The organism is Williamsia sp. z71 (assembly GCF_059553375.1).
The window spans coordinates 16012-39080 of sequence record NZ_JCANWX010000010.1 but is presented as its reverse complement, the minus strand read 5'-3'; the positions used below and the strand labels follow the sequence as shown (position 1 = coordinate 39080).

Sequence of the window (23069 nt, the reverse complement as noted above, 5' to 3'; positions counted from 1 at the left end):
CCGGCGATGCGCCTGCTGGGACTTCGTGCCCTGATTGCGATCCCGGTGACCATCGCGGTCTCCGCTGCCATCTTCCTGCTCGCATCGCTCTCGCCGTTCGATCCGCTGGCCGCCTATCTGGGCGACAACTACCAGAACGCCACCGCGTCGCAGCGCCGGGCCACCGCCGACGCCTACAACACCGATCAATCCTGGTACGACGCGTGGTGGCAGTGGATCCGCGATGTGCTGCACGGCGATCTGGGCTGGTCATCGACCCAATCCCTGCCCGTGGCCGAGGTTCTCACCGGCAGACTGCCCTTCACCGTCGGGCTGTCCGCGGCCGCACTGCTCGCCGCCACGCTCATCGCCGTCGGTCTCGGCGCGGTCGCCGGGATGCGCCGTGGCGGCCTCATCGACAAACTCTGCTCCGGTGGTTCGGCACTGTTCGCGTCGGTTCCCCCGTTTGTCGTCTCCCTCGTCCTGGTGTCGGTACTGGCGGTGGGATTGCGCTGGTTCCCCACCTCCGGGGCCCGTGAACCGGGGGATCCGTACACCGCATCCGGAATACTCGTACACGCGGTGTTGCCCTTTGTGGCCCTGACACTTTCGCAGATTCCGTGGCTACTTCTCACCACCCGCGCGGCAGTCGTCGAATCCATCGGCTCCGATGCGGTCCACGCCGCCCGCGCACGCGGAATCGGTGGCGCGGCCCTGATGCGCGGACACGTCCTTCCCACCTCCGTGGCCCCGACACTTGCATTGTTGGGAACGCGGCTTCCCGAGGTCATCGCCGGCGCGGCGATCGTCGAGACGATCTTCGGATGGCCCGGGGTCGCCTCTGTGCTGGTGGACTCTGCTGCCGCACTGGACTTTCCATTGATGGCCGCACTGGCGGTCGGATCGGCACTCGCGGTGCTGGTGGGGTCCGCACTCTCCGACGCCGCCGCCACCGCACTGGATCCACGGATCGGGATGGCAGCATGAGTACACAGAGCCTGATCAGGCACCGGACGCACCGACATTGGCCATGGCTGCTCCTCGCGGCCATCGCACTCTTCGCAATCTTGATCCCGGTGCTCGCCGGTGATCAGGTGGCCGACTTCAGCAAATCCCTCCGAGCCCCCGGCGCCGACAATCTGATGGGGACCGATCATTCCGGCTACAGCCTGCTGGTCCGAACCGCCGAAGGACTCCGGATCTCGTTGCTCATGGCAGCCATATGTGCCGTTGTGGCAACAGTTCTCGGGATTGTGATCGGCCTGCTATCCGTAACCGCGGGTGGCTGGATCGATGCCGTGGTCATGCGTGTGGTCGACGGGTTCAACGCCCTCCCGCATCTTGTGGTCGGGATCGTCATCGCGGCGATGTGGCGTGGCGAGCCGCTCGCGATCATCGCCTCCATCGCCCTGACCCACTGGCCGGCCGTGGCGCGCGTCGTCCGCGCGGAGTTGTTGGCCAACGCCGAGTCCGGTTGGGTGCACACGGCCCGGCTCTCCGGTGCCTCACGCTGGTTTGTCGCGCGGCGCCATCTGCTGCCCGCCGTCGGCGGTCAGGCGCTGGTGGCGATGGTGATGTTGTTGCCCCATGCGGTGTGGCATGAATCGACACTGTCGTTTCTGGGGGTCGGGCTGTCGCCGGACCGGGCCAGTCTGGGCACACTTCTCGGGCAGGCACGCGGTGACGTGATGCTGGGCGCCTGGTGGACGTTGGCGGTGCCCGCCGGAGCCCTCGTCCTCACCGCCCTGGCCATTGCGGCCGCCGCGTCCGGGCTACGGCGACGAATGGAACCGCCACCGGGAGTGATCTGGTGAGCGCCGGTGCCCTCATCCGCGATCTGAAGGTGGAGATCGCCACCAGGGGCGGTCGCGGGTCACCGAGTGTGACCGGACTTGCCGGTGTGGATCTGACCCTTGGCCGCGGCGAGGTGACCGCGCTCATGGGCGAATCCGGGTGCGGGAAGTCCCTTGTCGCAGTGGCGCTCTGCGGCCTCCTCCCGCCCGGGTGCCAGGTCAGCGGTGACGTCGAGATCGGCGGGGAGGCAATCGCGCCGAACGACGAGAAGCGTTGGCGCCAGATCCGCGGACGCCATGTCGGCCTGATTCCACAATCCCCCGCCACCTCCTTCACCCCGGTGCGGACTGTGGGCTCTCAGATCGAAGAGTGTATTCGCGTCTTGGATGGCAACTGCGGTGCCGAGGAGTTGGCCGAACTCGTTGAACTCCCGGTTTCGGCGCTGGATCTGTTTCCACACGAGCTGTCCGGCGGCATGGCACAGCGCGCCGCGATTGCTGCCGCGTTGGCCGGCAACCCGTCGGTCGTGGTGGCCGACGAACCCACCTCCGCGCTCGACCCCGACCTCGCGGCGGCGACCTGGGGACTCTTGCGCTCGATCGCAGACACCGGCGCAGCGGTTCTGGTCATCACCCACGACGTGAGAAGTCTTTTTGCACAGAAGATCTGCGATTCCGTTGCGTTGATGCGATCCGGCCGGATCGTTGCCGACGGCACACCGACGTCGGTGCTGCGCATCGACAACACCTATGTCAGCCAGTTCTTCGATGGGATCTCAGCGTGAACAGCCATTTCCTGCAAGCGAAGTCGATCTCGGTTCGATTCGGCGACCAGACCATCCTGGAGAACGTCGACGTGGAGCTGCGCTCAGGTGAGATCACCGGCGTGATCGGGCCGTCGGGCAGCGGGAAGACCACCCTGCTCCGCGTCATCGCCGGGCTACAGATACCCGATTCCGGATCGATCTCCTACGACGGCGAACCCGAGACCGCGCCCGGATCGTTGGCCATGCTCGACCAGCATCCGAGAATGGTCTGCAACCCGCGCTGGACACTCTCCCAGATCATCACCGAGCCCGCCGACATCGCCGGACGCAGCGTTGATCTCATCGCAGTTGCCGACCGCGTCGGACTCGATCCGGAATTGTTCACCAGATTTCCAACCCAGGTCAGTGGCGGACAACTCCAACGTGCTTGCCTCGCAAGGGTACTCGTCGGGGAACCGGCGTTTCTACTCTGCGACGAACCCACCGCGATGCTCGATCCCATCGCCACCACCGCCGTCGTCGACCTGCTCCGACAACTATCCGACGCCGGCACGGCCATCGCGCTCGTCAGCCACGACAACACACTGCTCGATCGACTCTGCACCTCGTCCCGACTGCAGTTGTGAAGCCATCAAACGAGTAGGTTCCTTCACATCCGCCACCTCGCGACTGTTGTCAGACCACCTCGATACACTACTCGGCCCCAGCCGTGAGTCTGTCGAAAGATAGTGCGCCACAGCGAAATAAAGTCTGTTCGAAAGCTTGTGCGAACCAGCGCTGGCGGCGTAAACTCGACTCATGGACTTCGGGGGAATGTTCGCCAGGTTGTCAGATCTTGCCGGGGATGCGGCTGTGGTCGCCGGAGATGATGCTGAGATTTCAGCTCGCACGGTGGCGGTTATACGACTCAATCATGTTGTGGAACAGATACTTTTCCGACTGGTCGGTGAAGTCGACCGGCGCGGGTTGGCGCAGAAGTCGGGTGAGCGATCCACCGCCAGACTGCTCCAGAAGGAGGGGGTGGCGCCGGTAGCAGCCCATCGCTATGTGCGGGTAGGTAAGGCGCTCGGCGACAACCCCTCAGTAGCGGCCTACGGTGTGGACGGAGCGTTGTCGGGTGAGCATGTGGACTCGATCATCAAAGGGCTCAACCACATTGAGCGTCGGAACCCGGATCTGGCCGGCGAGGACCGCGCTGACTGTGTGCGCGGTTTACTGACCGAGGCCTTGATGGCGAGTCCGGCGGCGGTGTCGGCACGGGCGCGGCAGATGGCGATCGTGTTGTCGCCGCCGGACAAGCCGATCCCCGATGCCGAGAACCACGAGCTCAACGAGTTCACCCTCGGCAACGGTGACGACGGACGCAGCCACGGCACCCTGGACCTGGACAACCTGCTGGGCGAGAAACTTCGTGTCGCGCTCGATCCCTTATCGAGGCCGGTACCCGAACCCGATGGTTCACCGGATCGCCGATCGAATGCCCAGATCCGTGCCGATGCTCTGGAACGCCTGCTTGATTCGTATCTCGATCAGGAAGATCGTCCGACACGGGGCGGCGCCAAACCGCATGTGGTGGTCACGGTGACCCCGGAACACCTGCAGGAGCTGCAACTACGTGGCATCCCGGGCGCCAAGGCTCCCGCGTTGGCACCGGCCTTCGAATGGACCGGACCCGCATCAGCATCGACGGCGCAGATGGTGGCCTGTGATTCGGTGATCACCAAAATCCTGATGGATGACAACGCTGTGCCACTCGATGTCGGCCGCGATCAACGGACCGTGACGCCGGCCATCCGCAAGGCGTTGATCGCCCGCGACCGAGGCTGCGCGTTCCCCGGGTGCGACTGCCCTCCCGGCCGGACGGATGCCCACCACATCGACTTCTGGCGCCACGGCGGTGGCACCAGCATGATCAACATGGTCCTGCTCTGCCGTCGACACCACCGCTACATCCACCACCGCGGGTGGGAGGTGTTCATCAACCGCGACGGACACCCGTGGTTCATCGCCCCGGACGATGCCAGCAGGACCCCGATCAGATCCAACGCCCGCCGCACCCTGACCACCGAACTCACCGCCGCCTAGGCAGGCAATCCCAGATCTGCTTGATTCCAGATGCAAAGCAACGCAGCGGAAGCTGCGTACTGCGCGATCCTTGAAAACTGAATAGTGTGGCGGGCTCCGGTACCGGATTCATCGCGGGAGGTCTCCGTATGGTCAGCAAAGCCGACTGGCAGCAACAACTGAACCAGTTGGACAGGTCGTCGTGGCCCGCATTCCTGGATGAGAACTCGGGGCTTCCAGGACCACGGGGCAACATCGAACTGGCAATGGCCCTGGCGGACCTCGCCGCCAACGAGCTCGTCGACGCCCTGATCAGCAGCGGTGACGAGTACCGGATGTTCTGCGGCGCAGTCTGCCTCGGCGCTCGTGCCGCGGAGAATGACGTGGCGGCGCGCATGCGGGCTTTGGCCGCCGAAGACCGGTGGCGGATCCGCGAAGGGGTCGCCATCGGGCTGCAGCGCCTCGGCGACAAAGACCCGGCTGCCCTGCACCAAATCGTCAAACAGTGGGTCGACGATTCGCACCCTCTGGTGCAGCGGGCAGCCATTGCCGCGATCTGCGAGCCTCGACTGCTGCGTGACCCGGCGGCTGCCGCGGTGGCGATCGAGGCCTGCGAACGTGCCACGGCACATTTGGCGGCGCGGTCGCTGCAGACTCGCCGGGACCCGGGGGTACGCACCCTCCGGCAGGCACTCGGCTACTGCTGGAGCGTGGCTGTGGCGGCCGATCCCCGGCCTGGCCTGGCGGAGTTTCAGCGCCTTGATGATTCAGACCCCGACATCGCGTGGATCGTCACCAACAACCTGCGCAAGAAGCGACTCGCCCGCCTGCTGTGAGGCGGATTCGGAGAAACCGTCAGCCGAGGGTCGGATCTGCCAGTGCCTGCAAGAAGGCGGTGACCTCACCGTGGTCCGGTAGTAGACCGGAGTCCCGGGCTTGGGCCAGTGTTGGTGCGGCGGTGTCTTTGTCGGAGAGTGTGAAGGTCAGTGGGCTGCCGTCGCGGGCGGTGCTGGGTAGGTTGAGGTTCAGTGCGGGGTCCAGCGGTGAGATGCCGTGTTCGCCGGTTGGGTTGTAGCCGGCTGAGCACAGGTAGGTCACGACCGAGTCGTCTTCGAGGCTGACGAAGGCGTGGCCGAGTCCTTCGCCGACGTAGAGGGCTTTGCGGTTGGCGTCGTCGAGCAGGACGCCTTCTGAGTGGCCGAATGTCGGTGAGCCCACGCGGATGTCTACGACGATGTCGTAGATGGCGCCTTTGGGGCAGCTGACGTATTTGGCTTGTCCGGGTGGGACGTCGGCGAAGTGCACTCCGCGTAGGACGCCGGCCGCGGAGACCGACAGGTTGGCCTGTTGCAGGTCGAAGGGATGGCCGATCGCTTCGGTGAGCAGGTCGGCGCGGAACGATTCCATGAACAGTCCACGGGGGTCACCGAACATCTTCGGGGTGATCACAAAGGCACCGTCGATGGACAGGGGTTCAATCTGCATGAGGTCAGTGTTCCATGTCGTCAGTGGTCTTTGCCGCGCTGCAGTAGGCCCAAGAGGTAACTGCCGTACCCGGATTTGAGCAGTTTGTTCGCCACGGCTTCGAGTTGGTTGTCGTCGATGAATCCGCGGCGCCAGGCAACTTCTTCTGGGACAGCGATTTTCAGCCCCTGGCGTTGTTCGACGGTACGCACGAAGTTCCCGGCATCGAGCAGCGAGTCGAAGGTGCCGGTGTCGAGCCAGGCGGTGCCGCGGGGCAGGACCTCGACCTGCAGGCGGCCCTGGTCGAGGTAGGTACGGTTGACGTCGGTGATCTCGTACTCGCCGCGGGCACTGGGCTGCAGACCGGCGGCGATCTCGACGACGTCATTGTCGTAGAAGTACAGGCCCGGCACGGCATAGTTGGACTTGGGGTGTTCGGGTTTTTCTTGCAGGTCAACGGCTTTGCCCTGGGCGTCGAAATCGACCACGCCGTAGTCTTCGGGGTTGCGGACCCAGTAAGCGAAGACCGCACCGCCGTCGATGCTCTGGAAACGGTTGAGTTGTTCACCCAGACCGGGACCGTAGAAGATGTTGTCGCCCAGGACCAGGGCCACCGAATCGTTGCCGATGTGATCGGCGCCCAACACAAATGCTTGCGCGAGTCCGTCGGGACTGGCCTGCACCTGATAGGTCAGCGACAGACCGAATTGGGAGCCGTCGCCGAGGAGAGACTGGAACGCGGCCTCGTCGTGGGGTGTGGTGATGATCAGGATGTCCCGGATTCCCGCGAGCATCAGGGTGGTCAGCGGGTAATAGATCATCGGTTTGTCGTATACCGGCACCAGCTGTTTACTGACACCCTGAGTGATCGGATGCAACCTCGATCCGGTTCCCCCGGCCAGAATGATTCCGCGCATGGTTCACACCATAGGGTGCGGGTCCTGTCACTGCCCAGAACTGAGCCGGTCGGTAGGGTTGCACCAGCGAATGGAGGCAGCAAATGCGGGTACTGATCACCGGTGGCGCCGGTTTCATCGGCGCCAATTTTGTGCACCGCACCCTGGCCACCAGGCCAGATGCGCAGATAGTCGTCCTTGACGCGATGACCTACGCCGCCAACGCACAATCATTGGCACCGGTCGCCGACCGCATCGAGTTCGTCAAAGGCGACGTCGCCGACAACGAACTCGTCGACCGATTGGTCGCCGACGCCGACCTGGTGGTCCACTTCGCCGCCGAATCCCACAACGACAACTCCCTGGCCGACCCCACCAGCTTCGTCCACACCAACATCGTCGGCACCTTCTCACTGCTCGAAGCGGTCCGCAAACATGGCGTCCGCTACCACCACATCAGCACCGACGAGGTCTACGGCGACCTCGAACTCGACGACCCGCACCGCTTCACCGAAGCCACCCCCTACAACCCCTCGAGCCCCTACTCCTCGACCAAAGCCGGCAGCGACCTGCTCGTGCGCGCCTGGGTCCGCTCCTTCGGCGTGCAAGCGACCATCTCCAACTGCTCCAACAACTACGGCCCCTACCAACACGTCGAGAAGTTCATCCCCCGCCAGATCACCAACGTGCTCTCCGGCATCCGCCCCAAGCTCTACGGCACCGGCACCAACGTCCGCGACTGGATCCACGTCAACGACCACAACGACGCCGTCTGGACCATCATCGACAAAGGCCAGATCGGCGAAACCTACCTGATCGGCGCCGACGGCGAAGCCGACAACCGCACCGTCATCGAAACCATCCTCGAACTGACCGGGCAACCCACAGACGCCTTCGACTTCGTCACCGACCGCCCCGGCCACGACCTGCGCTACGCCATCGACTCCACCCGCCTACGCACCGAACTCGGCTGGCAACCACAATATCTCGACTTCCGCACCGGCCTGGCCGACACCATCACCTGGTACCGCAACAACCCCGGGTGGTGGCAACCCCTCAAACAAGCCACCGAAAACAAATACGCCACCACCGAAAAAGTGGTCGACTGACCCGCCTACCTGAATTCGCGCCACGTACCTGCGTACGCGCCGGTTGCAACTGGCGCGAATGCAGGCAGGTGGCGCGAATTTTGGGTGGGATTGGCCTATCGGAAGTAGTCGACGGTCCGCTTGATGCCTTCGGTCAACGACACCGCCGGGCTCCAGCCGAGCACCTCGCCGGCCAGTGATCCGTCGATCGACGAATCCCGGACGTCACCGAGGCGGGCCGGTTCGAAGGTCGGATTGTCGGCCGCGCCGGCGGCAGCGGCGACCATCGTGTGCAATTCCCGGTCGGAGGTCTGCACCCCGGTGCCGACGTTGAAGCGTTGCCCACCACCGGCTTCGGAGGACGCCAACACGAATGCGGCGACCACGTCGTCGACGTACACGTAGTCGCGGGTGTTGCCGCCGTCGCCGAACAACTTGGTCGTCGTGCCGGCAAGAAGGTGCTTGGCAAAGATCGCGACCACACCGGCTTCACCGTGTGGATCCTGGCGTGGCCCATAGACATTCGCCGGCGCGATGTGGGTGCAGTCGAGGCCGTATAGCGACCGGTACATGTTGAGGTAGATCTCGCCGCTGACCTTGGCCGCGGCATAAGGACTCATCGGCGCCAATGCCGCGGTCTCGGCCACCGGCAGGTGCTCGGGCGATCCGTAGATCGAACCGCCCGATGACGTGAAGACGATCTTGCGGACACCGGCCAGCCGGGCCGCCTCGGCGAGCCGGATCGTTCCCAGCACGTTCACCTGAGCGTCATGCAGGGGATCGGTCACCGACGCCCGGACATCGATCTGCGCGGCCAGGTGGAAGATGACCTCCGGCTCGGCCTGTGCGACAACCTCATTGAGATCGACGACGGTGATGTCACCCTCGACCACCGTGGCACCACGTGCAATCGCGGCCTGAAGATTCTCGCGGCGCCCCCGCGAGAAGTCATCTACGGCGACCACCTCGTGTCCCTGGTCGAGAAGCCGATCGACCAGCGTCGATCCGATGAAACCGGCGCCGCCGGTGACCAATGTGCGCATTACCGCGTCCCGTTCCGTACTTCTTCGGTGACCTCGAAAATGGTCACATTGCCTTGGCGATAGATCTCCCGCAATCCCGGCGCCCCGGACTCACGCAATTGCAGATAGGGGTCTCCGAAGATGCCCTCGTCCGGTCGCGGCGGACCCTGCTGGAACGGCCAATAACTCGGCGGGGCGTCGATGACGTAGCGGATGTTCAGATCCCGCACGATCTGATCGATTTCCGGGTCACTGCCGATCTTGGCCACATTCCAGTGGAGCTCGGTCTGCCGCGCACTGAAATCGTTGGCCCGATAGAACGGGAAGAGCGGCGTCAGACCTGCCACCGGATACATCCAGCCGGTGCCCTGATCCAGGTTGTTGAGGATCACCGTGTCGCGCGCATCGGGTTGTTGCGCAAGCCATTTGTAGGCCTCGACATCTTCGACGCCGATGCGCAGCTCGCTCCGATACTGCGTGGCGATCTTGCCGTTGTCGGCGTAACGCCAGACCCCGGCGCCGAGGACCAGAAGCAACCCGACCATCGTCACCGCCGGGATCACCAAGACGTTGCCGCGGAACCGTTCCCGTCTGCTCAGTAGACCCGCCGCCCACAAGACCACGACGCCCACACCGATTCCCGCGGCCGCCGCGGTGAACATCGACACGACGAAGGTGAGACGGTGCGGCGAATTGTAGAAGTATCCGCCGAAGGTGCCCAGCAACTCCGACGGCAATCCCCCGAAGTCATAGATGGCGTTGGCAGTGGTCAGGACGAACACGATCCACGCCGCGACCATGCCCCAGCTTCTGGACCACACCATCCAGACCAGACCGATCGCGGCCGGAACCAGCAGGTAGATCAGCGGATAGTTGCTCTCGAGCAGATCGGTGCCCTGAAAAGCCGCGCGGGCCAGCGCGCCACCGGCGGTCGCGTCCGCATCGCGGAACCCGTATCCGGAGAGCTCGTTGTTGTCCGACATCTTGAGGGTGCCGATGATCACCGGGCTGATCAGCACCAGCGCGGCCGCACCGATCGCCGCCAGCCCGGCGACGTCACCCAGCCTGCCGCGAACGGGTGCCCACAACCGCTGCAAGACCCACCACAGCCCGACGATGGCAGCGACGACGACCAGGCCGGACGGATGTGTCGCGGCGGTACCCGCGATCGCCAGTGCAGCAGCAAGTATCCGACGCCGATCGGTCATCGCCGAGGCGACCAGCACCGCGGTGACCGGCGCCAGCGACACACCGACCGCGTTCGGAACGGCCGTGAAGGCCAGCTCGACGTACGGAAGGGAGGGGAACACGGCGGTGATCGCAGCGGCCAGGGACGCGAATACCGCGGCCCGGTCGGGATCGAGCCGGCTCCGGCCGAGCCAGTACGCCAGCGCCCCGATGCTGATCGGCAGGGTGAACGCCAGCACCGCCGGTGAGTAGACGTTGTAGATCTCCACCGTGTTGGCGCCGGTCAGCGGGTACAGCAGAGATCCCAGCGAATGCCAGGTGTTGGGGTAGTAGTTGAACCCGCCGGTGTCGTAGTTCATCAGTTCGCCCATGTGCAGCGCGGACGCATCGCCGGTCTGATGGATCCAGCGCAGCGCGTCGGCATGCCAGAGCGCATCCCATACCTGCGAGACGTTGTTCAAACCGAGGAATGTGGTGCCCATGAGTCGCCGGATCGACGACATCATGATGATCACCGCGCCCAGCAGCACACCCCCGGCCATCAGCAGCAGCGACCGACGGCTCGGACCTGGCGTATCGGCGACCGGGGTCGGCGCGAGCCATCCCAGGCGGCGAGCACCACGGTCCCAGCCCCACGCGATCAGCCAGCACACCAGCACCATGAGCAGCGCGGTGAGCAGATTCCACGGGATCGAGACGACGCCATACAACACCGTGAACAGGCCGACCATCCCGAAGGTGAGGGGCGCCCCCGCCGCCACGGCCACCGGCCAGGGCAACGACATCCGTCGGCCGACAAGTGCGCCGGGCACGATCATGATCACTGCCGTGACCACCGTGACCCATGCGGCCAGCAGCATTCAGATCCCATCCGTCGGTTGCGAGTCTCGCCATCAAGTTCGGTTAGAACCTTAAACGAGGCCTCTGCGCACTAGGTTGAAGCATATGGACTGGCCACGTCATATCCCGACATTGACCGATCGGGTGATCACCCTGCGGCCTCTGACCAGTGCCGATATCCCATCCGTGCACGCCGCGAGCCAGGATCCGCTGACCGTCGCGTTCACGATGGTGCCGAGTCCGTACACCGCAGCCGATGCCCGCGACTTCGTCGAGAGTCGGTCGGTGCGGGTCTGGCCGGGGTTCGATCTGGCGATCGTCGATGACGCCAACAGTTTCCTCGGCCTGTGCAGCCTGCACTCCGAAGACGACGATGCGATCACCAAAATCGGGTACGCGGTCGCCCCGTGGGCACGTGGGCGGGGCATCGCCACCCGCGCGACCCGACTACTCATCGACTACTCCTGGCAGATCCGGGCCGTCCGGGTGTGCCTGGACGCCTACGCCGAGAACGCCGGTTCGCGGGCGGTGGCCGGCAAGTGTGGGTTCGTCGAAGAAGGCGTCGCGCGGTCGGCGGCACTGGGTAAGGACGGCCGACGCCACGACGTGGTGCTGCACGGCCTCCTCCGGACGGATCCCAGAGCGTAGCCGCTGCGATCAGACGACCTGGTAGGTGGCGTGTATCGCTGTCGAGGTCGGGGTCACGCTTTGCCGCATCAACGTGCGCGTGGGGCCGCCGGCGAACAACGGCGTCCCGGCACCCAGGATCACCGGCGCGTGGTGCAGGCTCAGCACGTCGACCAACCCCGCTGCGATCGCCGAACCTGTCGTGGCACCGCCGCCCATGAGGACGACATCGAGGTCCCCCGCTCGTCGCCGTGCCGCAGCGACGGCGTCGGACAGACCCGTCGTGACAAACGTCCAATCGAGGTCGGTGAGCCGCATCGATGCGGGCGGCGTACTCGTGACCACCACAAACGAGGGTTTGCCGACCTCCCCGGCGCCGTACCCGACATCGTCGTCCCAACCACCCGGTGCGTCCACCACGTCGAAGAGCCGCCGACCCATGACAACAGCCCCCGACCGGGCGGTCCCTTCACCCAGAACCCGTTTGTCGTCGGGATCGTCGGAGAACGCCCAGGTGTGCAGGGCCTCGCCGCCAACGCCCAGCCCGTCGTCCGGGCCGGCGCCGGGCCCGGTGACGAAGCCGTCAAGGGAAACCGAGATGTCCGCGATGATTCGAGTCATACGACGGTAGACCAGAACTGCCGCCCGAACTCATCGTTGCCCCTCGCGACCGGCCAGGATGCCGAGGATCTCCTGCACCAGCGCATCCGAATCCGCGCCGGTCGTGTCGATCACGAGGTCCGGGTTCTCCGGGGCCTCGTACGGGGTATCGACTCCGGTCAGCCCTTTGAGTTCACCGGCGCGGGCCCGCGCGTACAGCCCCTTCGGGTCGCGGCGCTCGCACTCCGCCAGCGGGGTGGCCACGTGCACTTCGATGAACGGCAGGTCCGCGGCCGCACTGAGTGCCCGCGGGATCTCCCGGTCCGAACGCAGCGGTGAGACGAGCGAGGCGATTGCCACCACCCCGGCGTCGGCGAACAATCGGGTCAGATGCCCGACCCGACGGATGTTCTCGGCCCGATCACCCGCCGAGAAGCCGAGGTCGTCGGAGAGTCCGTGACGGACGTTGTCGCCGTCGAGCAGGTACGCCACCCGCCCGGCCTCGACCAGTTCCCGTTCCAGCGCAACCGCCACCGTCGATTTGCCCGACGCCGGCAGTCCGGTCAGCCAGATGACCGCGCCCCGTTGGCCGACAGCGTTCCAGCGGTGGTTTCGTTCCAGTGCCGACGGATGCCACTTGATGTCATTGCGTTTGCGTTCACCGGGTTTGACCACCCGGGCCTCGGTGATCGTGCCGGCTCCGACGGTGTCGTTGGAGTGCTCGTCGATCAGGATGAACGCCCCGACATCCTTGTTCGTCGAATACGGGTCGGCCACCACGATCGAACTGGTGCGCAGGGTCACGGTTCCGACGTCGTTGAGCGCGAGTTCCACCGGATTCTGTTCTTCGCCAAGCGTTTCCGGATCGAGTCGACCGCTGATCTCCTGCACCGTCGCACGCACGGTCCGGGTGGCCTGCTTGAGCCCGATCCGGTCTCCGGCCCGTAACGGGGTCTTCGAGAACCAGCAGACCGTTACGTCGAGTTCGCGGGCGGACACCGGCAGGTGCGCGTCGCCGGCGCCGCTGACGATCATGTCGCCGCGGCCGACGTCGATGTTGTCGGCCAGTTCCACCGACACCGACAGCGGCGCCACCGCAATGGTGCGGTCGGCGTCCAAGGTGTCGAGAGAGGTGACGGTGCTTCGGGATCCCGAGGGCAGCACCAGGATCGGGTCCCCCACCTGCAGGGTTCCGGCCGCCAATCGTCCGGTGTAGCGTCGCCGCTGCCTGTCGTCCGGTCGCGAAACCCACTGCACGGCAAGACGGACCTCGGTGGGCAGCGGGGCCGGTGCGCTCAACTCGACACCTTCGAGGAACTCCAGCAACGTCGGACCGGTGTACCAGGGCGTGTTGGCCGAACGGGTGACCACGTTGTCGCCGATCTTCGCCGCCAACGGGACCACTGTGAGCCCCTTGACCCCGAGTCGCGCTGCGAGCGTGTGCAACTCGGCTTCGACCTCGTCGAACCGCTCCTGGCTGTAGTCGACGAGGTCGATCTTGTTCACGGCGGCCACCAGATGCGGGACGCCCAGGAGCGTCGCGATCCGGGCATGACGGCGGGTCTGACGCACCACGCCGGCGCGGGCGTCGACGAGCAGCACTGCCACGTGGGCATTCGACGCGCCGGTGAACATGTTTCGCGTGTACCGCTCATGACCGGGCGTGTCGGCCAGGATGAAATTGCGGGTGGCCGTGGAGAAGAAGCGATAGGCGACATCGATGGTGATGCCCTGCTCGCGCTCGGCCCGCAGTCCGTCGGACAGGGCGGCGAGGTCGGCAACCCCCTCGGTGTCGGTCACGGATTCGAGATGGTCGGTGGGCAGACTGTCGGTGTCGTGCATCAGGCGCCCGATCAGGGTGCTCTTGCCGTCGTCGACCGATCCCGCGGTGGCGAGCCGCAACAGTTGGCGAGTCATCAGAAGTATCCCTCCCGTTTGCGGTCCTCCATGGCCGCGACCGAGGTCCGGTCGTCGGCGCGGGTCTCACCACGTTCGGACACCGTCGACGCCGAGATCTCCTTCACCACATCGGCAATCGTGGTCGCCCGGGAACGGACTGCACCGGTGATGGTCAGGTCGCCCACGGTCCGATACCGGACCCACTCGACCCGGGCGATCTCTTCGTCGGCCGGATTGGTGTATTCCGAGGTGGCGAGCAGGATGCCGTCGCGCTCGAACACCTCTCGCTCGTGCGCGAAGTAGATCGGCGGCAGCTCCAGACCTTCGAGTTCGATGTACCGCCAGATGTCGAGTTCGGTCCAGTTGCTCAACGGAAACACCCGAACCTGTTCACCTTTCCGGATCCGGCCGTTGTACAGGGACCACGGCTCGGGCCGCTGGGACCGCGGGTCCCACTGACCGAACTCGTCGCGGAAGCTCATCACCCGCTCCTTGGCCCGCGCCCGTTCCTCGTCACGGCGGGCACCACCGAACGCGGCATCGAACCCGCCCGCCTCGAGTGCGTCGAGCAAGGTCCTGGTCTGCAGGCGATTACGGGATCCGGCGCGGCCGCCGACCTCCTGCACCCGGCCGCGGTCGATGGATTCCTGCACCGATCCCACGATCAGCCGATGCCCACCCTCGGCGAGTCGTCGATCCCGAAAATCGATGACCTCGGGAAAGTTGTGACCGGTGTCGATGTGCAGGACCGGAAACGGGAGCGGCGATGGTCGAAAAGCCTTCTCCGCCAGCCGTAACAGGACGATGGAATCCTTTCCGGCAGAGAACAGCAGGACCGGTCGTTCGAGTTCGGCCACCACCTCCCGGATGATGTGCACCGCCTCGGCTTCGAGTATCCGCAGTTCGTCCACGTGTGTGATGTCGCCGGCGATCCCCGCACTGCTGCTCATGTGGGCAGTCCCCTCTGCTCTGCGTCCTCGCGATAGCGCTGTACCCACTCATTCGAACGGCCGTTGGCCTGCCGTTCCAGGACCGGAGGTGGCGCGGAGGCCGGATCGAGGCCCAGCGCGGTCAGGATTCCGGCGATGACCGTTGTGGTCTCACGGGCCAGATCGCGATAGTTCACCTCGATCGGCGTGATCGACTCGTCGGCGAACCATTCACGCCAACCCTTTTCCTGGTCACGCAGGATGGACACCAGATGTGCGATGCCGTCGGCGTTGTACTCTGCGGTGTCGTCGAGTGCCGGCGGCGCCTGACCGCGCCAGACCTGGGTCTGCACCGCCCGCCAGAACGAGACCGCCTGCGGCACCGGATCCTCCCGATTCACCTTGATGAACAGGGGATCCTCGCCGAGGACGTCACGCAGCGCCGATCGCAATCCGGTCCCGCTGCGCCCGGTCAGGCCGGCTGCACGCTCGATGACCAATGGCGTCTGATTCCACATCAACTTGCCGCCCCACACACCGTTTCCGGTGCGGCCGTGACTGGAGATCCGGGTTCGCCACTCGTCGCTGGTCTCCGTGGTCGGGGTACCCGGTTCCAGTGGCGCAAGCAGTTTCAGTATCTGAGGATCGTCGACACCGGCGAACCACTGCCGGGGCTGCGGTGCGCGCGACGTACTGGGCAGATACTGGAAGTATTCTTCGGGCTCACCGGCGATACCGGTGTACCGCAGGCACTCGACGAGCAGTGTGCTGCCACTGCGCTGCGATGCGCACACAAGGTAAGACCGGGGCCGGTTTGCCATGGCACTGAATATAGAGATATCCAGCGCCGGAACAATTGATCAGAGCGGCTGTTGATCAGAACGATTCAAAGTATTGACTTTGTCAGGATTTGAGCCTGCCGGACAACAGATGTGCCTGCTCGAGCAGCAGGACCCCCATCTCGTGGATCCGATCATCGCGAAAGCGGGTCTGCACCCCGGTCAGACTCAGGGCCCAGGCCGGACGTCCGGTCCGATCGAACACCGCCGCACCGATGCCCCAGCTGCCGTCCACGATCAGCGCCGGATTGACCCCATAGCCGGTCCGTTTGGTCGACCTGATCCGCTCCCGAATGTTTTCTTCTGAATGCGCTGGGCCCCAATCCTTCTCGGGCCTCATCCGGGAGAAGTAGTCGTCGACGTCGCGATCCGGGAGATGACTGAGGATCGACAGTCCCGCCGAGGCCACCCCCAAGGGGAACCGGATCCCTTCGTGCAGCACGTGGGACCGGAGCGGAAAACTACCCTCCTCCCAGAGCAGGCAGACGGTCTCGTCACCGCGCCGGGCCGACAGGAAGGCGCTCTCCCCGGTTTCCCGGGCGAGCGTGATCAACACATCGTGGGCCTGATCGCTGATGTCGTAGCGATTGGCCGCGCCCACACCGAGCAGATACAACTCGGGCCCGAGTCGCCATCGGCCGGTCTCGAGGTCACGGTCGATCAGGCCTTCCTCGGCCAGAGAGGTCAGCAGCCGGTGTGCGGTGGGCCGTGCCAGGTCGGTGGCCTTGCCCAACTCGGTGGTCGAGGCGCCACCCGGCTCGGCCGAACCCACCGCGCGCAGGAGCGCTCCGACCCGGGCGACCACATGCGAGCGAGTCGGCGAAATCGCGTTCATCTGATGAACGTACCTGACGCCACCGATCGTTCCGCGAACAGTTTCCGAGCGTTTCGCCGGTTCACTTGATCCCCCGAGCTGCGACGTTGTTGACTGAAACCCGACATCGTCAGCGTTTGCTCTGTGAACGTTGTCGATTGCCCGATGAAGCGAATGGGAGAAATGGTGAGTTCAAAGGTGTACGAGTCGGCCGCGAGCGCAGTCGCCGACATCAAGGACGGCGCATCGCTGGCCGTCGGCGGATTCGGACTGTGCGGAATCCCCGACGCACTGATCGAGGCCCTGGCGGAGACGAAGGCCGCCGAGCTCGAGGTGTTCTCCAACAACTGCGGCGTCGACAACCAGGGCCTGGGCATCCTGCTGGGCCTGGGCCGGATCCGGCGGGTCACCGCGTCCTACGTGGGCGAGAACAAAGAGTTCGCCCGGCAGTATCTCGCCGGTGAACTCGAGGTCGAACTGACCCCGCAGGGCACGTTGGCCGAGCGCCTGCGGGCCGGCGGGGCCGGGATCCCCGGCTTCTACACACCCGCCGGCGTCGGCAGCCCCATCTCGGACGGTGGCATGCCCTGGCGTTACGCAGCCGACGGTTCGGTCGCCATCGCGTCCCCGCCCAAGGAGACCCGCGTCTTCGGTGACAAGCGGTACGTCCTCGAAGAAGGCATCAACGCCGACTTCGCACTCGTCCATGCCGAACTCGGTGACACCGACGGCAACCTCGTCTTCAACAAGACCGCCATGAACTTCAACCCCCTGGCCGCGATGGCAGGCAAGATCACCATCGCGCAGGTCGAGCGTCTGGTCGAGCCGGGGCAGATCGATCCGGGTGCGGTGCACCTACCGGGTGTGTTCGTCCAGCGGATCGTGCACACCGGGCCTCAGGACAAGAAGATCGAAAAGCGCACCGTCGCAACCGAAGGAGCCAAGTGATGTCTGCCCCCACGGTCACCGGATGGACCCGAGACCAGATGGCCGCCCGCGCGGCCGCCGAGATGATCGACGGTGAATACGTCAACCTCGGCATCGGTTTGCCCACCCTGATCCCGACGTATCTCGGCGACGATGTGCGCGTCACATTGCATTCGGAGAACGGCATCCTCGGCACCGGCGGTTACCCCACCGATGACGCCGTCGACCCCGATCTCATCAACGCCGGAAAAGAAACGGTCACCGTCAATCCCGGTGCGGCCTTCTTCGATTCGGCCCTGTCCTTCGGCATGATCCGCGGCGGGCACATCGACACCGCGGTACTGGGCGGCATGCAGGTCTCCAAAACCGGTGATCTCGCCAACTGGATGGTCCCCGGCAAGATGGTCAAGGGCATGGGAGGCGCGATGGACCTCGTCCACGGCGCCGCCCGCGTGATCGTCCTGATGGAGCACACCGATCGCGGCGGCAACCCGAAGATCCTCGAGACCTGCACCCTGCCGCTGACCGGCCAGGGTGTGGTCGACCAGATCATCACCAACCTCGGCATCATCGACATCGTCGGCGACGGCACGCTGGTGCTCAAGGAACTCGCACCGGGAGTGACCGCCGACGACGTCATCGCCGCCACCGGCGCAGAACTCACGGTCCGGCTAGAGGGGTAGCGCGGTCTCCTTCGGCCCGGAGTGATGAGTTTCGCCGACGCGGCGGAACCACTCCAGGCCGAAGGCCGCCCGCAAATCGTCGATGGGCATGTCGAGGAACGGCCCGAAGTCGCCGACCTGCGTGGCATGCGCGAACATCGCCGCCCGCTTGGCCTCGATGAACTCGGCCACGTCGATCTCGGTGGTGATCTGATCTGCCGGGACGCCGATCTTGTCGATGTTGGGTGCGTCCTGGGCATCCCACTGGTCGTTGGCCTTGACCAGCGCCTGGAAGTGGTCCCGGTTCGTCACACTCTCGTACACGTGTGGCGTCCCGGCGATCTGTGAGGCCCTCAACCCCACGTGGTGCACCTGGATGTGATCGGGGTGTCCGTAGCCGCCGTAGCTGTCGTAGAAGGTCACGACATCGGCACCCTCTTCGGCAAGCACGGCTGCCAGCGCCTGAGCCGATGCCTCCACCGGCAGATTGGCGAACGCCCTGGGATTGTCGTTCTCGGGCGTTCCGGCCATGCCCGAATCCGAATAGCCCAGCATCACAACGCGACTCACACCCAACGCCTCCGCCGACTTCGCCAGCTCATCACGCCGCCGCTCGATCAGCGATTCGTCCTCGGCCAAGATGCCTGCCGGGAATTCTCCGGCCGCGCCGTCGGTGGCGGTGACGAGCACAACCCGATGGCCGGCCTCGGAGGCCTGGCGCATGGTCCCGCCGGTCCCGAACACCTCGTCGTCGGGATGCGCGTGGAAACATACAAGAACACTCATGAACTACCCCTTGCTCAGCGGTACCGCAGAACCAAACAATGCAGTCTAGCCACTGGAGTAATTCACTCGAAGCGCCGCAAACAAACATTAATCTCAGTTAACCTGTGCGCGAAGTCGCCACCCATGAGACCACCCCGGGGGGACCGCACTCATGCCGCGTTCACACACCACCTGCCGGCACCGGCTGTCGGCGACAACACTGATCCTGTGCATCGCCACGCTGACCGGAGCGCTGTTGTCACCCGTACCGGCCGGAGCAGCACCGCTGTATCCCACGCCGCTGCCGGACCGGTTCTACAGCCAGCCCCCGGATCTCGCCGACAAGGCACCGGGTGATGTTCTCGCGAGCCGTCCCATGCCTGGTTTGCCCGCTTTCCCTGACACCACAGTCACTCTCATCAAATTCCGGTCCACGAGTTCAGAAGGCGACCCGATCGCGGCGACGACCACCCTGCTCACCCCCCGGAGCCACCAGAACAATGGGCCACTGTTGTCCTATCAACACATCATCAACGGCCTCGGCACCAAATGCGCTGTGTCGCAGGAGTTGTACACCTCCGACCCGAATCTCGTGATCCGAGAGGCACCCGGCCTGAATGTGGCACTCGCCCGTGGCTGGAGCGTGGTCCTGCCCGACCACCTCGGTCCGAACAGCGCCTACGGCGCCGCCAAACTCGGCGGACAGATCACCCTGGACAGCATCCGGGCCGTCCAAGCGCTACCGCAGTCGAATACCCGCCAGAGCCCGGTGGCGATGGTCGGATACTCCGGCGGCGGGATGGCGACCGCCTGGGCGGCGGCTCTGCAGCCCTCCTACGCGCCGGACCTCGACATCGCCGGTGCCGCTGCGGGTGGTGTGCCGATGAACCTCACCCAGATGGCCGAAGGTCTTGGTCTGCAACCCCATCCGGCATTCGGACTGGCGTTTGCGGCGGCCCTCGGCCTGGAGCGGGAGTATCCCGACCGGCTGCCCATCAGCGAACAGCTCAATACCAGAGGTTTGGCGTTGCGCAATCAGATGGCCAACGGGTGCACCAACGACATCCTCGCGGGCGGAGCCGGCCTGAGTGCACGAATGGTCGCGACGTCGGAATCCCTGGCCTCGGACCCGCGAGCTCGCGCCGTGCTCGACGAGAACAGCGTCGAACTGTACGAAGGCATCCCGACCATCCCGATGTTCGAATGGCATGCCCCCGATGACGCACTGATCCCGGTCGTGGCGATCGAGAACACCATTCGGCGTTACTGCGCCGCGGGGGCAAAGGTCTACTCCGCCCAGATCCCGAGCCCCGACCACCTGACGACTGCGGTCTTGGGCGCACCCGCGGCGTTGAACTATCTCGATGAACGGTTCCGGGGAGTCCCGGCACCAAGCACCTGCTGACACCACTAGACCAGATAGATCACCAGGATCGCGGCCCAGAGAACAAACAGCCAGGTGTCGGTGGCCACCTGCAGCCATCTCGGCGCCGACCGCACCTCCATGAAGTACCGGATGATCAGCCGGCCCTTGATGAAACCCAGCGCGATCACGGTGACCGTGATCGCGACACCGGCGGAGGCCGAACCGCCGGCATGTCCTGGTGCCAGCCACCAAGATCCGATGGTGATGCCACACAACACGATCCACGCGTAATTGATGGCACGGGTCGATCGATCGCCGCGGCCGGCCCGATCAGTTGTCGCGGTCACCGGTTCACCTCATCACGTAGAGCAACGCAAAAATGACAACCCACAGCAGGTCGACCATGTGCCAGTAGGTGGCGCCGGATTCCACCGTCGAGATCCGTCGGCGCCGGGGGTTGCGAAGGTCGCGCACGACAACTCCCAACACCACCAGGCCGATCAGCACGTGGAGAAGGTGCACGCCGGTGAGCACGTAGTAGAACGAGAAGAATTCATCAGAATTGGTGTAACCCTGTGAGATCTTCGACCACCACTCGTATGCCTTGATGCCAACGAATACGACCCCGAGAGCGCCACCGGCACAGACCAGCCGTATCGCACGATCCGGATCATCGGCTCGCGTGGCGTGGACACTGTGCGCGATGAACCATGAACTCGTCAGCAGCACAATCGTATTGATCACACCGAGGTTGATGTCGAGATGCTGCTGCGATGCCAGATAGGCATCCGGCGACATGGACCGGTGCACCATGAAGACGATGAAATAGCCACCGAAGATGACCATGTCGCCGAGCACCATGACCCACATGTGGCCATCGCCGGGCAGGTGTCCGTCCCGTTCGTTCGGGGAGATCTTTGTGGGCGACAGAGGTTTTGTCACTGGTCAAGTCCTTGGTTGTCAGTCCAGCGGCGGAGAATCGACGGGCTCCTTCGCGGTGGCGATCCGCAGCAGCACGATCATCCCGCCCAGCCAGACACTGAAGACCACCACCGCCCACCAGAATGAGATCGAGCCATTCCAGGCGAAGGGCCCCGATTCGAAGACAAACATCTGGGTTGCGATGACCTCGGTGACGATCTGCCAAATGGTCACGTAAGCAAACCATTTGGGGAAGATCTCGTTCTTGTCGTAGAGGATTGCCACAGCCAGCGCAAAGTAGGCGGCCGTGAAACATCCCAATGATCCGTTGTACGACAACAGACCGAGGTCGTACAGCATCCCCAGCTGCTGCGGATCCCGATCGGCACGGAAGGTTGCAGTCAGGAAGACGACCGCAACGAGCAGGAATCCCGGGACTGCTCCGACGGCCATGCCACCCATGTAGCCGTAAGCGAAAACCGACCCGCACGACATCCGCTTCATGTGATAGAAAATCAGGCCGTTGGTCAGTGCCGCACCGCCGAGGATCACCAGCAGCAGCGTGAATCCCATCTGGATGGTGGTGGCGTGGGCCCGGAAAAAGTCCACCGCCTGTTGATCATTCACGTCAGGGCGCGGCGGCGGGGTGACCCTGGCCAGTAGTACGAACACCGCCCCGAAGATCGCGTAGAACGCCGGGAAGATCCAGTAGACGATCCAGACGTCCGGCTTGCCCACCGGTTCGGAGCGGCCGGCGCCCGGCGGTCCCCGCCTGGACAACAGGATGCTCATCGGGCCACACCCTCCTCGACGGCCTGGCGATGCAGCGCTGCGCGGAGCACGAAGAACATCACCACCACAAATGCGGCGACGGCGCCGTTGCGCAGCCAGAACGACAGCAGACCGTCCCAGGCCAGCGGCCCGGTCTTGGTCACTGCCGCACCGGCGGCGGGAAGCATGGCGATCGCGGTCGCAAGCGAGTAATGACCCACCCACCGCGGGAAAACCGGATCGGGTCCGTTGTCGAAGTAGACAGCGATCGCCAGGAGCAAGAACTGGGCGACCACCATGCCGATCGGCGCGATGAACGTGATCCAGGCAAGGTCGTTGAGAAGCAGGACCAATTCCGGGTTGCGATCCGGCCGGAACGCTGCGACCAGGAAGAAGATGTTCGACAGGGCGAAAATGGTCGCACCGCTGACCGCCGCGGTGAGGTAGCAGTACGCAAAGACATGGCTTTGCGTCGCCATCCGCTTCATCTGCACCACGATCACCAGGAAAAACGGCAGCAACATCACGCCACAGAGGTTGTAGGTGACCATGCTGAACCGGATCCAGGCTGTGTTGTCGCGATAGAACGCCGCGACCTCGTCGGCCGGCATGGTGGGCGGCATCGGCGGCCAGAAGCCCGGGAAAGCAGCAAATGCAATCAGCATCACCACCGCGAACACCGGTCCCGTCCACAGCGCGACGAGTTGCGTCCGGATGTTGGTCGCCTTCGGTAGATCTTCGGCCTCGACGAGGAACTGCATGCGTCGAGGAAACCACGCTTTGCTGACTCAAGTCAGTGAATGCGCTAGACTCGTGCCGGGGGTCGAGCAGGAGGTGGACCATTTCGG

The 23069-nt window shown here is 64.8% G+C and carries 25 protein-coding genes; 11 read left to right on the top strand and 14 right to left on the bottom strand.

What is annotated here, in order from left to right; translation table 11 throughout:
* The first annotated feature begins 6 nt into the window (after window positions 1–6).
* From AC51GR_RS22080 to AC51GR_RS22055, 6 genes are all read left to right on the top strand, one after another.
* Window positions 7–966, top strand: a complete 960-nt coding sequence (locus AC51GR_RS22080) for an ABC transporter permease (protein ID WP_496326950.1) — start codon at window positions 7–9, stop codon at window positions 964–966.
* Complete coding sequence (locus tag AC51GR_RS22075) at window positions 963–1793, top strand: ABC transporter permease (protein ID WP_496326801.1); 831 nt, start codon at window positions 963–965, stop codon at window positions 1791–1793. Before AC51GR_RS22080 ends, AC51GR_RS22075 begins: the two co-directional genes overlap by 4 nt.
* Window positions 1790–2557, top strand: a complete 768-nt coding sequence (locus AC51GR_RS22070; protein ID WP_496326800.1) for an ATP-binding cassette domain-containing protein — start codon at window positions 1790–1792, stop codon at window positions 2555–2557. Before AC51GR_RS22075 ends, AC51GR_RS22070 begins: the two co-directional genes overlap by 4 nt.
* Window positions 2554–3165 (top strand): ABC transporter ATP-binding protein, encoded by a 612-nt coding sequence (locus AC51GR_RS22065; protein ID WP_496326799.1) that lies wholly within the window; start codon window positions 2554–2556, stop codon window positions 3163–3165. The genes AC51GR_RS22070 and AC51GR_RS22065 overlap by 4 nt, the downstream gene beginning before the upstream one ends.
* A 172-nt stretch (window positions 3166–3337) precedes the next feature.
* The gene (locus tag AC51GR_RS22060; RefSeq protein ID WP_496326798.1) at window positions 3338–4624 is read left to right on the top strand and encodes an HNH endonuclease signature motif containing protein; all 1287 of its coding nucleotides are present in this window, start codon (window positions 3338–3340) and stop codon (window positions 4622–4624) included.
* A 128-nt stretch (window positions 4625–4752) separates the two neighbouring features.
* Window positions 4753–5439 (top strand): HEAT repeat domain-containing protein, encoded by a 687-nt coding sequence (locus AC51GR_RS22055; protein WP_496326797.1) that lies wholly within the window; start codon window positions 4753–4755, stop codon window positions 5437–5439.
* 19 nt (window positions 5440–5458) lie between these two features.
* Here AC51GR_RS22055 and AC51GR_RS22050 read toward each other — a convergent pair whose 3' ends face one another.
* Together AC51GR_RS22050 and rfbA are read right to left on the bottom strand one after the other, a co-directional pair.
* Window positions 5459–6088, bottom strand: coding sequence for a dTDP-4-dehydrorhamnose 3,5-epimerase family protein (locus tag AC51GR_RS22050; RefSeq protein WP_496326796.1), 630 nt, complete (start codon window positions 6086–6088; stop codon window positions 5459–5461).
* A gap of 20 nt (window positions 6089–6108) precedes the next feature.
* Window positions 6109–6984, bottom strand: a complete 876-nt coding sequence (gene rfbA / locus AC51GR_RS22045; RefSeq protein ID WP_496326795.1) for a glucose-1-phosphate thymidylyltransferase RfbA — start codon at window positions 6982–6984, stop codon at window positions 6109–6111.
* Window positions 6985–7067: 83 nt separating this feature from the next.
* On the opposite strand from rfbA, the gene rfbB reads away from it, so the two are divergent.
* Window positions 7068–8072, top strand: a complete 1005-nt coding sequence (rfbB, locus tag AC51GR_RS22040; RefSeq protein ID WP_496326794.1) for a dTDP-glucose 4,6-dehydratase — start codon at window positions 7068–7070, stop codon at window positions 8070–8072.
* Between the two features lie 95 nt (window positions 8073–8167).
* Here the strand turns inward: rfbB and AC51GR_RS22035 are convergent, their stop codons facing one another.
* Window positions 8168–9094, bottom strand: a complete 927-nt coding sequence (locus AC51GR_RS22035; protein WP_496326793.1) for an NAD-dependent epimerase/dehydratase family protein — start codon at window positions 9092–9094, stop codon at window positions 8168–8170.
* Entirely contained in the window at window positions 9094–11121 is a 2028-nt protein-coding gene (locus AC51GR_RS22030; protein ID WP_496326792.1) for a DUF6541 family protein, read from the bottom strand. The genes AC51GR_RS22035 and AC51GR_RS22030 overlap by 1 nt, the downstream gene beginning before the upstream one ends.
* A gap of 85 nt (window positions 11122–11206) precedes the next feature.
* Between AC51GR_RS22030 and AC51GR_RS22025 the strand changes: the two genes are divergently transcribed.
* On the top strand, window positions 11207–11749 hold the full coding sequence (locus AC51GR_RS22025) for a GNAT family N-acetyltransferase (RefSeq protein ID WP_496326791.1): 543 nt from the start codon (window positions 11207–11209) through the stop codon (window positions 11747–11749).
* A 9-nt stretch (window positions 11750–11758) separates the two neighbouring features.
* On the opposite strand, the gene AC51GR_RS22020 is transcribed toward AC51GR_RS22025, so the two are convergent.
* From AC51GR_RS22020 to AC51GR_RS22000, 5 genes are all read right to left on the bottom strand, one after another.
* Window positions 11759–12349, bottom strand: a complete 591-nt coding sequence (locus AC51GR_RS22020; protein WP_496326790.1) for a dihydrofolate reductase family protein — start codon at window positions 12347–12349, stop codon at window positions 11759–11761.
* A 30-nt stretch (window positions 12350–12379) separates the two neighbouring features.
* A complete protein-coding gene (gene cysC / locus AC51GR_RS22015) occupies window positions 12380–14245 on the bottom strand; it encodes an adenylyl-sulfate kinase (RefSeq protein ID WP_496326789.1) in 1866 nt (621 codons plus the stop codon).
* On the bottom strand, window positions 14245–15177 hold the full coding sequence (gene cysD / locus AC51GR_RS22010) for a sulfate adenylyltransferase subunit CysD (RefSeq protein WP_496326788.1): 933 nt from the start codon (window positions 15175–15177) through the stop codon (window positions 14245–14247). The genes cysC and cysD overlap by 1 nt, the downstream gene beginning before the upstream one ends.
* Entirely contained in the window at window positions 15174–15977 is an 804-nt protein-coding gene (gene stf0 / locus AC51GR_RS22005) for a trehalose 2-sulfotransferase (RefSeq protein WP_496326787.1), read from the bottom strand. Before stf0 ends, cysD begins: the two co-directional genes overlap by 4 nt.
* A gap of 82 nt (window positions 15978–16059) precedes the next feature.
* On the bottom strand, window positions 16060–16830 hold the full coding sequence (locus AC51GR_RS22000) for an IclR family transcriptional regulator (RefSeq protein ID WP_496326786.1): 771 nt from the start codon (window positions 16828–16830) through the stop codon (window positions 16060–16062).
* Between the two features lie 162 nt (window positions 16831–16992).
* Here AC51GR_RS22000 and AC51GR_RS21995 point away from each other — a divergent pair, with 162 nt between their 5' ends.
* Both AC51GR_RS21995 and AC51GR_RS21990 read left to right on the top strand, forming a co-directional pair.
* The gene (locus AC51GR_RS21995) at window positions 16993–17757 is read left to right on the top strand and encodes a CoA transferase subunit A (RefSeq protein ID WP_496326785.1); all 765 of its coding nucleotides are present in this window, start codon (window positions 16993–16995) and stop codon (window positions 17755–17757) included.
* Window positions 17757–18419 (top strand): 3-oxoacid CoA-transferase subunit B, encoded by a 663-nt coding sequence (locus tag AC51GR_RS21990; protein WP_496326784.1) that lies wholly within the window; start codon window positions 17757–17759, stop codon window positions 18417–18419. Before AC51GR_RS21995 ends, AC51GR_RS21990 begins: the two co-directional genes overlap by 1 nt.
* Here the strand turns inward: AC51GR_RS21990 and AC51GR_RS21985 are convergent.
* Window positions 18408–19184 (bottom strand): PIG-L family deacetylase, encoded by a 777-nt coding sequence (locus tag AC51GR_RS21985; RefSeq protein ID WP_496326783.1) that lies wholly within the window; start codon window positions 19182–19184, stop codon window positions 18408–18410. The genes AC51GR_RS21990 and AC51GR_RS21985 overlap by 12 nt on opposite strands.
* Window positions 19185–19335: 151 nt before the next feature.
* On the opposite strand from AC51GR_RS21985, the gene AC51GR_RS21980 reads away from it, so the two are divergent.
* On the top strand, window positions 19336–20568 hold the full coding sequence (locus AC51GR_RS21980) for a lipase family protein (protein WP_496326782.1): 1233 nt from the start codon (window positions 19336–19338) through the stop codon (window positions 20566–20568).
* Window positions 20569–20573: 5 nt separating this feature from the next.
* On the opposite strand, the gene AC51GR_RS21975 is transcribed toward AC51GR_RS21980, so the two are convergent.
* The 4 genes from AC51GR_RS21975 to AC51GR_RS21960 form a co-directional block, all read right to left on the bottom strand.
* A complete protein-coding gene (locus tag AC51GR_RS21975) occupies window positions 20574–20876 on the bottom strand; it encodes a cytochrome C oxidase subunit IV family protein (protein WP_496326781.1) in 303 nt (100 codons plus the stop codon).
* Between the two features lie 4 nt (window positions 20877–20880).
* The gene (locus AC51GR_RS21970) at window positions 20881–21399 is read right to left on the bottom strand and encodes a cytochrome c oxidase subunit 3 (protein ID WP_496326949.1); all 519 of its coding nucleotides are present in this window, start codon (window positions 21397–21399) and stop codon (window positions 20881–20883) included.
* A gap of 90 nt (window positions 21400–21489) precedes the next feature.
* The gene (locus AC51GR_RS21965; RefSeq protein ID WP_496326780.1) at window positions 21490–22242 is read right to left on the bottom strand and encodes a hypothetical protein; all 753 of its coding nucleotides are present in this window, start codon (window positions 22240–22242) and stop codon (window positions 21490–21492) included.
* Window positions 22239–22982: a hypothetical protein gene (locus AC51GR_RS21960; protein WP_496326779.1), complete on the bottom strand. Its 744-nt coding sequence runs from the start codon at window positions 22980–22982 to the stop codon at window positions 22239–22241. Before AC51GR_RS21960 ends, AC51GR_RS21965 begins: the two co-directional genes overlap by 4 nt.
* Between the last annotated feature and the right edge of the window lie 87 nt (window positions 22983–23069).